This window comes from Mesobacillus sp. QJM3NY_10 (assembly GCF_056173465.1).
Genome location: NZ_CM149675.1, coordinates 3,955,358 through 3,967,929 on the forward strand (window position 1 = coordinate 3,955,358; position 12,572 = coordinate 3,967,929).

Consider the following 12,572-nt stretch of genomic DNA (forward strand, 5'->3'; position numbering starts at 1 on the left):
CCTTCAATTCCTTTGAATTTACTTGGCTGTTTCCAGGATGATGCGGTTTCCTGAAGGATCTTCCGTAATGAAAACGCCTTTTTCTTCTTCGACAGCTGCCCCGATTTCTTGCAGGCGGACTGCTGTGTCTTTCAAGCTCACTTCGTCGGGCAAGACGAGAGTATAAGAATCAAGCCCCACGCTGTTAGCAGGCGGTGTAGGAGCACCTACTCCATTCCATGTGTTGAGCCCAATATGATGATGGTACTTTCCGGAAGAGATGAATAGAGCCTGTGGTCCGTAACGGCTTACCACTTCAAAACCAAGTCCCTTTGTGTAAAACTCTTCTGTTTTTGCTAATTCTGCGACATGTAAGTGAATATGCCCCATCACTGTTTCTGCGGGAAGCCCATTCCAGGCTTGCTCCACGCCTTCTGCAAGAAGGTTTTCTGCATCCAGTGCCTGAGTCGCCATCACTACATGCTGCTCATTCCATTCCCATTTCGAAGCAGGTCTGTCTGTGTAGATTTCAATTCCATTTCCATCGGGATCTGCTAAATATAGAGCTTCACTTACAAGATGGTCAGATGCCCCCTGCAATGGATGTCCAGTCTGCAGGAAGTGTTTCAATATTTTTGCCAGGTCAGACCGTTCAGGCAGCAATAGTGCGAAATGGTACAATCCAGTTGTTCTTCCCTTCTTCGGGATCACATCGGATGGCTGCTCAAGGCTTAATAGCACAGTTTTTCCATCGGCAGTCAATTTGGCGGATTTTTCCGTTTTTTCATATACCTTAAAACCAATTACTTCTTGATAAAAGGTAAGAGAGCGTTCCAAGCTTTGTACCTTTATATTTACTTGCCCCACAAAAGTGACTGGCGGTTGATGAAAACTCATAATCATTTCCTCCTTTAAGCATTCTTTGATTGAAAAATAACATTATCCAGGGCAAAAAGCGATTTGTTTGTAATGGCAAGGAAGATGGAAATTGCCAGAAGGGCCAAATCAAGTTCAAATCCGGCCATTTGACCATTTCCCAAGAATCCCCCGGCAAGCTTCACCTTTACAACAGCTACTGCCAAAACAATTGCAAATAAAATCGAAACAACCCTAGTTCCTACACCCACAACCATCGCTAACCCTCCAACAAGCTCTACTAAGGCAACAATGTATGCCGAGAATCCAGGGAAACCTAGGCTTTCAAAAAATCCGACTGTATGTTCAATTCCCCCCTGGAACTTTGCTGCTCCATGGATCAAAAATGTAACTCCTAAAACTATTCTTAAAAGGGTTGCTGCTGCTTCATGCTTTTTTAACATTTCCATTTCTCTCCTTTAGAATTAATTTTGTTAACTTAGCTGCAGTAAGTTGGTTACTTTATGTAAGTAACTATATTACTGTAATTAAGTTACGTCAAGTATCTTTTTTATAAAAAGTAATTTATTTTTCAGTTGTTATGTTTATAATGTTAGTAAGGAGTGATTGATATGGATAAGTCGATTTGTCCCAGATTTGAAAAAGCCATGACAATCCTAAGCCAGCGTTGGACTGGCTTGATCATATACCAGCTGCTTTCCGGACCACAGCGTTTTTGTACGATTGAATCCTCTGTAGGAGTGAGTGGCAGAGTGCTTTCAGAGCGATTGAAGGATTTGGAAAACGAAGGGATTGTAAGACGTGAAGTTCACCCTGAAACCCCAGTCCGAATCGAATATTCTTTGACCGAGAAAGGTAAGTCTCTGGAACCTCTTATGAAAGAAATAGAAAAATGGTCACAGAGCTGGCTTGAAGTGTAAATAATAGATTCCAAGCAGGAATCCTCATCATAAAAGCACCCATTGAATGGGTGCTTTTTGCGTTTGGAATTTACTATTTTTTTATAAGACTAAAACGCCACGCGATAATGAAACATTTATTAGACAATTCACTCCGGCATTTTGCTTGAAATGTCCATTAAACCCCTGTTATTAGACATTTCGCTGCTGCACTCTTGCTTGAAATGTCTTTCGTAAAAAGATAAAAAAGACGTATGCGATTACATACGTCTTGCTTCCCTCATTTTTTATCTTCCCAGGAAGGAATTCAGCATCCACACATGCTTTTCCAAACCAGAGTGAATGGACAGCAGTAGGTCGCTTGTTGTTTCATCATTGACTTCCTCTGCCAGCTCCATTCCCTTCTTTAGTTCTTGAATCATTGTTGAATAGTCTTCTACTATGCTTGCAACCATGTCGGTTGCGCTTTCATTCCCTGATGCTTCTTTTACAGATGCGATTTCAAGTGCACCGGACATGGTTGCGACTGGTTTGTCACCCATTGCCAGCAATCTTTCTGCAAGTTCATCGATATGTAAGGCAGCTTCATTGTAAAGCTCTTCGAATTTTGCGTGCAGGGTGAAGAATTCCGGTCCGGTTACATACCAGTGGTAGTTATGAAGCTTAATGTAGAGTACAGTCCAGTTTGCGATTTGCTTGTTGACTGATTGCGTCAATTCACTTTTCATCTTGCATCCCTCCTATTTATATGTACGGATTCATTATAGTCCAAGATTATCCAACAAAGGGTTTGAACCCGGAATTGTTCACAGGACTGTCAACTTTTTAGACAAGTAATGTGCTAGTACCGGGTCAAAAACCAAATTTCTCCATAAACTATACATAATAAAGTAATTATTTCTCCAAACTATGCATAGAAGTGGAGGTGTAAAAGAATGGGGTTATTTAATGCGCTAAACCAATGGAGAAATGCAAGATACGAAAATCACCTTACGACTATGAAGGACCAGAATAAATGCCCGGACTGCCATGGCAGAGGATATTACGCTTTTTCCGCGAATGAGTTTGTTTATTACGCAGCTCCATACGAATGTCCTGGCTGCAGCGGCAGTGGATTATATACAGATTGGAACAACAGTACGACCTAAAAATGGCCACTGCTTGTGCAGCGGCCATTTTTTCTATCAATTAATTAATAGAGAAGGTACTTTTCTCTCACCTGCTTGAACTCATTCAATTCAGCTTCCCACATAGCCTGGATGTCTTCCACTGATGTTCCGGCTTCAATTTCTTCCCTGATCCAGCCGTTTCCTGTCAGAAGATCGAAGAAGGAAATTCCCCTGCTGTCTTCAGCGCGAAATTGGAAATCTTCAGGATACATATCGTGAATTGTTTTTACAATATGGAGGCCTGTTACAATCGGCTCAAACGAATCTTGGTCGGTAATATGAATCTGGATTCCATGTGACAGTTTGCCTGCATGCTTTGAGAATGTCGGAGTGAATGAAGCTGCCCGGAACTTAACCCCTGGAAGATTCAAAGAGTTCAATTTTGTGGACAGGTCATCGGAATTGATGAATGGTGCCCCAATCAGCTCAAACGGTTTTGTCGTGCCTCTTCCTTCAGATACATTCGTTCCTTCAATCAATGCGGCTCCCGGATAGACGAATGCTGTATCCAGTGTTGGCATGTTCGGTGAAGGCATGACAAACTCAAGCGGCGTATCATCATAATCCATGGTGCGTTTCCAGCGGTCCATCTCAACGACAGTCAGGTCAGCACCAATATTGAATTCCTCATTGAAAAGCCTTGCCAGCTCGCCAACCGTCATGCCGTGTCGAAGAGGGATTTCATAGTTCCCAACAAAGGATTTATATTCAGTTTCAAGGACGGGTCCCTCCACTTTATGTCCGCCAAGCGGATTAGGACGGTCAAGCACGATGAATGGGATATCATTTTCCTTTGCCGCTTCCATCGCATAAGCCATTGTGTAAATATACGTATAGAATCTTGTACCTACATCCTGAATATCAAACAAAAGGACATCGATGTTTTCAAGCATTTCTGGGGTTGGCTTTTTCGTTTGGCCGTAAAGGCTGTATACAGGAAGCTGCGTCCTTTCATCGATATAGTACTCGACATAAGCACCAGCCTGGGCGCTTCCCCGTACGCCGTGCTCGGGTCCGTAAAGTGCTGTCAGCTCGACATCAGGATCGTTGAAAAGCAGGTCGACTACACTGGTCAGATTTTGGTCTACTCCAGTAGGATTCGTAATCAGTCCGACTCGCTTGCCTTTGATCAAATCCTTGTGGTCTTGTAGCAATGTTTCTGCACCAACCTTGAATTTTTTCAGGTCCTGGCTCTTGCCCTGCCCGCTATCATGGTTCGCCAATGCAATGGTCAGTGAAGAGAGAATGAGGACGGTCGTCAATAATCCTGCCAGCCATTTTTTCAACATGATCACTCCTGTTTTTAATAGATTTTAAGACTATCATTTTGCGATGAACCTTACTGTTACTAAAACCAAGGGCAGGCCCCTGTCACGAAGCCCGCCTATTTACTTTTTAGTAGGTTAATCCGTGACCGAATTCGTAAAGGACTCCGCCATTATAATCAGGAATCGTGATAGGCAGCTTTCCTGTTGGCGCGAATTCTCCAAATATTGCTCCGGCCGCTGCTTCAAAGCTTGCTGGACGGAAACCGTATTGGGTTAGGTACGCGTCGATCTGAGGGTAAGCCATAATGTCGTATGGATTGCGGATGCCAACACCGATAACAGGAGCATCTGCAAGCTTAATGATCTGGTTGACCATTGCCATCTGAGCACTAGAAGGTGTACGGCCTGATACATTGTAAGTATAAGTGCCGACTACCACCGCGTTGGCGTTTTTAATTGATTCCAACTGATCCTCAGTCAGCTTATAAGTTGAAGATGAGATGACGGTTGTATTTTCATGGCGCTTTTTAATCGCATCACCCAGACTGCTTATAAAAGTGTTGCCCACAACGACGATTTTTTCACTACTATCCAGCTTTAGAGGCAATCCCGCACCATTTTTAACCAAAGTGATTGATTTCTCAGCTGCCTCTTTTTCAATTTGCTTATGCTCAGCAGAGCCAACCACCTTCACTGCATTTGCAATCTTGTCTTCGACCGAGACAGGAGTTTCTTCCTTGACCACGCCTCTTTTTACCTTCAGGGTTAAAATGCGTCTAACAGATGCTTCTACCCGTTCTTCATTAATCTCACCAATCTTCACTGCTTCCAGAAGACCTGTTGCTACCTCTTCAAGACCGACCGGCATCAACACGATATCCGTACCTGCTTTTACCGCGCGGATGGCTGCATCAACAGGGCCGAAATGGTCAGCGATGGCTTTCATGTTCATCGCATCTGTCGTAATGACACCTTCATAGCCCATTTCTTCACGCATCAGTTCTGTGAGGACCTTGTATGAAAGTGTTGCCGGAATCGCGATTTCTTCCCCGGTTTTCTGGGAGATTGCTTTTGTTCCATCGATTTTAGGGAAAGTGACATGTGCTGTCATAATCGCATCAATACCTGCTTCCATTCCCTTTTGGAACGGGTACAATTCGACTTCCTTCAAGCGTTCTTTATCATGTGGAACTTCAGGCAATCCAAGGTGGGAATCGACCGCCGTGTCCCCATGTCCCGGGAAGTGTTTCGCTGTCGCTGCGACACCTGCAGCCTGAAGCCCTTTCGTGTACGCTACACCCATGTCAGCAACAAGCTGTGGGTCTTCGCCAAATGAACGGACTCCGATGACCGGATTGTCCGGATTATTATTGACATCCATAACGGGTGCAAAGTTCATGTTAATTCCCAAAGACGCCAGTTCCTCGCCGATCGCGTTGCCTGCGTTATAAGCGATATCTGGTGAACGTGTTGCGCCTAATGCCATATTCCCTGGCATATCTGTACCAGATTGAAGCCTTGTAACAATACCGCCTTCCTGGTCAATCGTCAGCAGCAGGCCGAATTTTTCAGCTGCAGCTTGATAATCAGATACCAGGCGTGCCGTCTGTTCTGTTGTTACTACATTCTCACGGAAAAGGATGACTCCGCCTAAATGGTATTTTTTCACGAGCTGCTGAATTTCCGGCAGCATTTCCGTTACATTTTCACCTTTCCAGGTCCTGAAATCAGGCATCAGCATTTGCCCTGTTTTTTCCTCCAGGGTCATCTTGCTGATTGCATTGCCAATCAAATCATAGCGCTGGCCATCCTGCTTGATGACAGCGGCTTCGGATGAAGGCTTGCCTTTTTCCCCTTCTTCTTTAGAGGATGGTTTCACTTTATAATCGAGTGCGATCCGGTCTTCGAAAGTACCGTCTGTCACTGTAATGAACGTCCGTCCATTCTGCCCTGTGAATTCCACATTTCCATCTTCGTCTACTGTTGCGACATTTTTATTTGCCGATTCCCATTTAAGGTTTTCAGATGCCAGCATGAAATGTCCTTCTGAATACACATGGAGTGCTTTCAATTGAATGGTCCCATCTTTTACTGCTGCTTCCGCTTCTGGAACGTTTTCGTAAATCACCAGGTCCTCCATCTGGTTCTTTTCCTCGGCATTAGCCTTCTTTAAAGAAATGCCGGGCAGTATTTGTGAAAAAGCCAGCACGATCACTAGTGAATAGAGCATAAGCTTGCTGAGTTTCTTCATCGTATCTCCTCCATTTTGCATATTTTATCCAATTTATTGAGAATTACTAAAGTTAGTAAGTTCTTTGCTCCCAGCCTTCTCCTGAAAAATCAGGCTCAACCTTTTTACCATCAGAAGCTACCAGTCTAATATTATCGACATACCAGCCGCGGCCATTTGTATAACTGTCCGTTTGGTAGCGGAAACGGATGTGCTTGGTCGCTGCCGGTATTTCAACCTCCGCTTTATCCCATTCGACACTGCTGCCTGTAAAAATAGCTGCTTGTCCCCAGTTTTCACCGTCTTCGGAGATCTCCAGATAGCCATAATCAGCATCCGCTTCAATCCGATGCCATGTGTCGAATGATAGTTTAGCAGGCTTTTCAAGCTTTACCTCTGCTGTCATCTTGCGTTGGAGTTTGTCTCCATATCCTGAAAACCAGGCTGACCCATCCGGAATATTTACCGGGATTGAATCGGCAACCTGTCTTGCCAGCTGCCTCCGCGCAACATTCGTAGAAACCGTGCTTCGGCTTGGATGCACCCTGTTGGTGAGCAGAATCGCAATAGTGCCATTATTCCTGTTGACGACAATCGAAGTACCGGTATATCCCGTGTGACCAAGCGCTGAACCCTCAGATAAAGCATCCATGAACCAACCCTGGGCAAGCTCCCAGCCTAATCCATGATCATCACCAGGGAACTCTGGAATTTGATTTTCAATGATCATGTCCACTGTTTCTGGCTTTAAAATGACTTCGCTGCCATAACGGCCGTCATTCAAATACATATGCGCAAGCTTGGCGAGATCCTCTGCAGTCGAGAACACACCTGCATGGCCTGCAACACCATCCAGCGACCACGCGTTTTCGTCATGGACTTCACCCCAGACGATTCCGCGGTTCGTCCATGGCTGGTATTCTGTCGCTGCGATTCGCTTTTTCAGTGATGAAGGAGGATTGTACATTGTTTCTGCCATTCCCAGAGGCTCCGTTATATATTTTTTGACAAACTCATCCTGCCGATGGCCTGAAAGCCTTTCGATTAACAGACCGAGCGTGATCATGTTGAGATCGCTGTATGTATAAGTACTCCCCGGCTCATTATTTAATGGATGCTCTAACACAATATTCATTCTGTCTTCGCGGCTGCTTCCTTTTGTATAAAGAGGAACCCATGCAGTGAAACCAGATGTGTGGGTAAGAAGTTGCCTGATGGTGACGTCTCCTTTTCCATTGGCAGCGAACTCAGGAATATGCTTCGAAACTTTGTCATCGAGCTCGAATTTTCCCTGATCATATAAAATCATCGCTGCTGTGGTGGTGAAAATTTTACTGATAGAGGCAAGGTCAAAAATTGTATCTTCCTCCATCTTGATTGGATTACTAGATTCAGTGAATTGGTCATCTTCATATTGGTAGGCAAAACCATAGGCCTCCTGCTTCACAATATGGCCACGGCGAGCGACAAACGCCACAGCACCTGGCATCACGCCATCAGCAATCATTTTTTCCATATGCCCGTCAATATCGTCAAGCGGCTGCTGTACCATTCCTGCTCCCCGAACCGATCCTTTATGAAGGACTGGCGATAAAGGGCCTGGCTTGTCCCATGAAAATACAGGATGGACTTCCTTGAAGCCACCTTTGCCCTCCCGCTGTTCAATTGAAGCCCCTGGTGCCTGATTGCCTTCAGCAAATGACACTGGAATCATCACTCCTGTACCGAGAACTGCTGCTAACGCAATCGACAATGATTTGTTCTTCATGTTTCCTCCTTTTCCGAGCTATTGCTCCATTTAATCTAGTAAACTTTGAAAAGGCTTTCATGTTGTAACCTTAGACTATCTAAATGACAGTATAGATGTCTATACCACTATAGACCCAACCCTCCTGAAAAATAGAAAGATCCCGGGACTGCTCTCCCGGGATTTTAGAATCATTTTTGTTAAAATATTCAAATAATTTCGCGGAAATTTTCCCAACATCATACTTAATGAATTATTTCCGTTTATTCTCCTTTTGTTTGATCCAATACCTGATTCCCTTGCCTGCCAAAGGTTCATCCTTGAATCGCGGTATGACATGCAAATGGGCATGGAAAATCGACTGTCCTCCTGCCCTTCCCGTATTCCAGCCTACACTGTAACCATCGGGAGCAAACTTTTGATCGAGTATCTTCTTTGCGCCAAGCAGCAAATCCCGGGAATCCTCCCATTCCTGGTCTGATAACTCAAAGACATCCTGCTTATGAAGCTTCGGGATAATCAGCCCGCTCCCCTGCAGGACCTGCTGCTCAGACTCCTTTTGGATAAAATAACAGGATTCATTCTCCAGTACGATTTGCTGCTCTTCATCTGCATTCACATTGCAATATGGGCAATTTTCCTGGTACATGTTTTAGGGCCTCCATTCCCGTCACCTTATTCTTGACAGCTTTGCGCTCTACAACCTGAAACTTGTCATAATAAATGCGTTTTCTTGACAGCTTTATGCTCTACAACCTGAATTCTGTCATAATAAATGCGTTTTCTTGACAGCTTTGCGCTCTCCAGCCTGAAACCTGTCATAATAAACGTGTTTTCTTGACAGCTTAATGCCCTACAGCCTGAAACCTGTCATAATAAATGCGTTTTCTTGACAGCTTTATGCTCTACAACCTGAAACCTGTCATGATAAATGTGTTTTCTTGACAGCTTTGCGCTCTCCAGTCTGAAACCTGTCATAATAAACGCTCTTTCTTGACAGCTTTTCGCTCTACAACCTGAAACCTGTCATAATAAATGCGTTTTCTTGACAGCTTTGCGCTCTCCAGCCTGAAACCTGCCATAATAAATGCGTTTTCTTGACAGCTTTATGCTCTACAACCTGAAACCTGTCATAATAAATGTGTTTTCTTGACAGCTTTGCGCTCTCCAGTCTGAAACCTGTCATAATAAACGCTCTTTCTTGACAGCTTTTCGCTCTACAACCTGAAACTTGTCATAATAAATGCGTTTTCTTGACAGCTTTGCGCTCTCCAGCCTGAAACCTGTCATAATAAATGCGTTTTCTTGACAGCTTTACGTTTCTACACCTTGAAACCAGTCAATCATTTGCGGAATTTCCAAGTTAGAGTGAAAAAACTAGTTCATTGGCTGTTGCTTTCCAAACCCACCTATATCAGCAACTTTTCCCTTATATCATTTGATGCTCCAACTTCGATTAACGAAGTGAGTCTTTATTTTCCATTACTTTTTTTACCTAATTTATTAAGCCAAGTCTCATAAAACTGATATACAAACCCAGCAGCGACAAAACCGATCACCAGCATGATGACTGAAAGTGTCTTTTTGACCCACGTGATGTCAATGAAAAGGAACAGAGCTCCAGCTACCGCAAAAGAAATAAATATGATGAGCCACCTTCTAAGAATCATTGAATCCTTATCCTTGCTCATTTCTCACACCTGCCTTCCCTTATTTACTAATACGTAAAAAGTGATAACAGGTTTCAAAAAACAGGGCCCAAAATCGGACCCTGCCATTATATTACTTTACTAATTTTCTCATCGCGTGGATTTGGCCAAGATGATAAGCCTCATGAAATAAAGCCATGTTCGCAAGCTCTCCAAAAGTCTCCAGTCCCAGGAAAGGCTTCTTAAGCTTCTCATCCAGCATCGAAGCTGGAACTTCCTTGATCCTCCCCAATTGGGCTTTCATTTGGTCTCGCAAAACATCGACAGTAGGAACATCACCAGTCCACTCAGAAGGCCGGGTACCATTTCCGAATAATTCTATGTAGTTAGCAGGAAGATGATTTGATTTTTTCGGGAATCCCATCATGAACTGTTCTGTAACTGTCAGCACATGTCCGATGTGCCAATGGATGTTATTATTGAATCCTTCTGGCTGCACACTTGCCTGTTCCTCAGTGATGACCTCAATGTTTTTTAAAAAAGAACCTCTTGTTAATTCAAACTGCTTAAATAAGAGCTCGCTCATATTTCCCTTCCCCTTTCCAGCTTGTACTTCGTCATATATTTATTCTATATATTTCCAATATATGCAGCAAGGAAAAAGGATTAATCTCATAAATACCCCTTTAGGTATTATATTCCATTAAAGGGAATCCTTTGACAAAATTTGTTCATAACATTATGGCTGATATGTGTCTTCACACTTTTTTCACAGATTTCCATAAATTGCTTTGATATCTTATAAGTGTACTAATTATTAATTTTTGAAGGGAAGCGATTTAGATGTTCGCTAAATGGTTAAGAGAAAACAATATTGCTGCTGGCCTGTTGACTGTGATTCGTGTTTGGCTAGGTTACAACTGGATGACTGCTGGATGGGGAAAATTAACTGGTGAAGGATTCGACGCAACTGGATATTTGAAAAATGCAGTTGCCAATCCAGTAAAAGGTCCAGACGGAAACGCAGTATATGGTTGGTATGTAAATTTCCTTGAAAGCTTTGCGATCCCGAATGTCGAACTTTTCAACTTCATTGTTCCATTAGGAGAATTCCTAATTGGTCTTGGTTTGATCCTTGGAACATTGACAACTGCTGCCATGTTCTTCGGCCTGGTAATGAACTTCAGCTTCTTCCTTGCCGGAACAGTATCTCACAACCCAACTGACATCTTCTTCGGCTTCATCATCCTGTTTGCAGGCTACAACGCTGGTAAATATGGCTTAGATCGCTGGGTGGTTCCTTTCATGCGCAAGACTGTTTTCAAACAAACACCAGAAGCTGCTCATAAATCTGCTTAACAATATAGATAATGCCCTCTGCCATTAGGCAGAGGGCATTTTTTACATAGATTTTTCCTCAATTGTTTTGAGCATGATCTTTTTCCTGAAGCCGCCGCTTCGATTCTTCTTAAGCTGGCGCATGAACTCCACTTCAGATTCCGTGATGCCGCGATGATCGGCAATCGCATATACCACTTCAAGCAAGTCGACGATCTCACTCAGCAGCCTGTCCGTTCCAGCATTACGGAACTTCTCGACCTCCTCATTGAACTTCTCCATAAGTTTTTCACTATATTGACTTCCATCCAAAATTTCAAATTCTACATTCTTGCCTTCTTCCTTCATCAAATCCGGAAAATAGTCTCTAACAAGCTTGTTATATTCCTTTTTCTCCATGTCGATTCCCCTTTAGCTGTCCTATTGATAAACATAACCTTTAATCGAGATGTTCAAACACTTTTTTAAAATAAGGCTCTGTTAAACTAGGTTGTTGATTTTCGTTCCAGGCGCTTCGCTTTGCACAGGCAGTCCGAGAGAGACTAGGCGTCTTCAACTACAATCAACTGGGATTTAAAACAACATTGGGCTTTAACAAGCCTTAAAATAAAAAAATTAATAGAATAATAGAAAAAGCCTGTGGATCGGTCCACAGGCTTCAATCTTGTTTCAAACTACATAATCTTCAGTTAATTTACTGCAGGCATTTGATAGATTCTGCAGGCATTCCATTCTTAGCTTCTCGTCGCAGATAAAATCATTCAGCAGCTCTTCTTCAAGCTTCATTTGAATTTGATTGATTTCTTCTTTCAGCCGCTCTCTTTTTTCAACCTCTGATAAATGAAACTCAATTTCCCGTTCGAAGTACTCTACCGTTCCAAATAATACAGTCAACGATTCCTCCACCTTCCGTTAAATTTTTAATCCTATGTGATAAAACCAAACCTGCCAAAAGGATTATTTTATTTCGTCCTGTCAAGTTACTTAAGTATTATTTATCCTCTCTCGCAATCGGCAAACGTGAAATTTAGTTCTTTTTGCAATATTGAGTAGAAAGGGGACATTCCAAATAAAAAAATCCCCAAAAAGATGGCGGATTTTTTTCTACAAGCGGTAAAATAAACCCTTTTACCTATCTTCTTATTTACATCCGATCTTTTTTGGCAACCCGACGATCCTAGCTAAAACGCCTTAGACTCGTGGCTTTGCGTCCTTACCTTTCGATAAGTTTGCCTTTTTCAGTTCTAATTAAAATATAAATCTTAAGGACCATTTTTTCAACAAAATTCGCCAATTAATTACAAATATAAGTCTTAATACCTATACTGTTCTATTTCAGTGGAGTGAGCACGATGATGACTGACCCTAATTGCTGTTGTTGAAACCAATAGTACTATTGATTCCTATGGATCTCCCC

General features: G+C 42.9%; 14 protein-coding genes and 1 riboswitch. Of the genes, 3 read left to right on the forward strand and 11 right to left on the reverse strand.

Going from position 1 to position 12,572, the window contains the following annotated elements:
- Positions 1-18: 18 nt before the first annotated feature.
- Positions 19-876 (reverse strand): VOC family protein, encoded by an 858-nt coding sequence (locus tag AC0VX7_RS19980; RefSeq protein WP_475425590.1) that lies wholly within the window; start codon positions 874-876, stop codon positions 19-21.
- 14 nt (positions 877-890) lie between these two features.
- Complete coding sequence (locus tag AC0VX7_RS19985) at positions 891-1,298, reverse strand: DoxX family protein (protein WP_475425591.1); 408 nt, start codon at positions 1,296-1,298, stop codon at positions 891-893.
- 168 nt (positions 1,299-1,466) lie between these two features.
- Here AC0VX7_RS19985 and AC0VX7_RS19990 point away from each other — a divergent pair, with 168 nt between their 5' ends.
- Complete coding sequence (locus tag AC0VX7_RS19990; RefSeq protein WP_475425592.1) at positions 1,467-1,775, forward strand: winged helix-turn-helix transcriptional regulator; 309 nt, start codon at positions 1,467-1,469, stop codon at positions 1,773-1,775.
- Between the two features lie 266 nt (positions 1,776-2,041).
- Here AC0VX7_RS19990 and AC0VX7_RS19995 read toward each other — a convergent pair whose 3' ends face one another.
- Positions 2,042-2,482, reverse strand: coding sequence for a Dps family protein (locus AC0VX7_RS19995; RefSeq protein WP_475425593.1), 441 nt, complete (start codon positions 2,480-2,482; stop codon positions 2,042-2,044).
- 207 nt (positions 2,483-2,689) lie between these two features.
- Here AC0VX7_RS19995 and AC0VX7_RS20000 point away from each other — a divergent pair, with 207 nt between their 5' ends.
- On the forward strand, positions 2,690-2,902 hold the full coding sequence (locus AC0VX7_RS20000) for a methionine aminopeptidase (protein WP_475425594.1): 213 nt from the start codon (positions 2,690-2,692) through the stop codon (positions 2,900-2,902).
- Between the two features lie 44 nt (positions 2,903-2,946).
- Here the strand turns inward: AC0VX7_RS20000 and AC0VX7_RS20005 are convergent, their stop codons facing one another.
- The 6 genes from AC0VX7_RS20005 to AC0VX7_RS20030 all read right to left on the reverse strand — a co-directional run bounded on the left by AC0VX7_RS20005 (position 2,947) and on the right by AC0VX7_RS20030 (position 10,403).
- On the reverse strand, positions 2,947-4,209 hold the full coding sequence (locus AC0VX7_RS20005) for an exo-beta-N-acetylmuramidase NamZ family protein (RefSeq protein ID WP_475428210.1): 1,263 nt from the start codon (positions 4,207-4,209) through the stop codon (positions 2,947-2,949).
- A 109-nt stretch (positions 4,210-4,318) separates the two neighbouring features.
- Positions 4,319-6,442 (reverse strand): glycoside hydrolase family 3 protein, encoded by a 2,124-nt coding sequence (locus AC0VX7_RS20010; RefSeq protein ID WP_475425595.1) that lies wholly within the window; start codon positions 6,440-6,442, stop codon positions 4,319-4,321.
- A gap of 52 nt (positions 6,443-6,494) precedes the next feature.
- Positions 6,495-8,189 (reverse strand): serine hydrolase domain-containing protein, encoded by a 1,695-nt coding sequence (locus AC0VX7_RS20015; protein WP_475425596.1) that lies wholly within the window; start codon positions 8,187-8,189, stop codon positions 6,495-6,497.
- Between the two features lie 232 nt (positions 8,190-8,421).
- Positions 8,422-8,817, reverse strand: a complete 396-nt coding sequence (locus AC0VX7_RS20020) for an HIT family protein (protein WP_475425597.1) — start codon at positions 8,815-8,817, stop codon at positions 8,422-8,424.
- A gap of 823 nt (positions 8,818-9,640) precedes the next feature.
- Complete coding sequence (locus AC0VX7_RS20025) at positions 9,641-9,859, reverse strand: hypothetical protein (protein ID WP_475425598.1); 219 nt, start codon at positions 9,857-9,859, stop codon at positions 9,641-9,643.
- Positions 9,860-9,950: 91 nt separating this feature from the next.
- Positions 9,951-10,403 carry a DinB family protein gene (locus AC0VX7_RS20030; protein WP_475425599.1) on the reverse strand — a complete coding sequence of 151 codons (453 nt, stop codon included), beginning with the start codon at positions 10,401-10,403 and terminating at the stop codon, positions 9,951-9,953.
- A gap of 257 nt (positions 10,404-10,660) precedes the next feature.
- Here AC0VX7_RS20030 and AC0VX7_RS20035 point away from each other — a divergent pair, with 257 nt between their 5' ends.
- Positions 10,661-11,176: a DoxX family protein gene (locus AC0VX7_RS20035; RefSeq protein ID WP_475425600.1), complete on the forward strand. Its 516-nt coding sequence runs from the start codon at positions 10,661-10,663 to the stop codon at positions 11,174-11,176.
- Positions 11,177-11,218: 42 nt separating this feature from the next.
- Here AC0VX7_RS20035 and AC0VX7_RS20040 read toward each other — a convergent pair whose 3' ends face one another.
- Positions 11,219-11,554 carry a phosphoribosyl-ATP pyrophosphohydrolase gene (locus AC0VX7_RS20040; protein ID WP_475425601.1) on the reverse strand — a complete coding sequence of 112 codons (336 nt, stop codon included), beginning with the start codon at positions 11,552-11,554 and terminating at the stop codon, positions 11,219-11,221.
- A gap of 270 nt (positions 11,555-11,824) precedes the next feature.
- Complete coding sequence (locus AC0VX7_RS20045) at positions 11,825-12,049, reverse strand: hypothetical protein (RefSeq protein ID WP_023626729.1); 225 nt, start codon at positions 12,047-12,049, stop codon at positions 11,825-11,827.
- 265 nt (positions 12,050-12,314) lie between these two features.
- Positions 12,315-12,399, reverse strand: a riboswitch (cyclic di-GMP riboswitch).
- Positions 12,400-12,572: the final 173 nt, after the last annotated feature.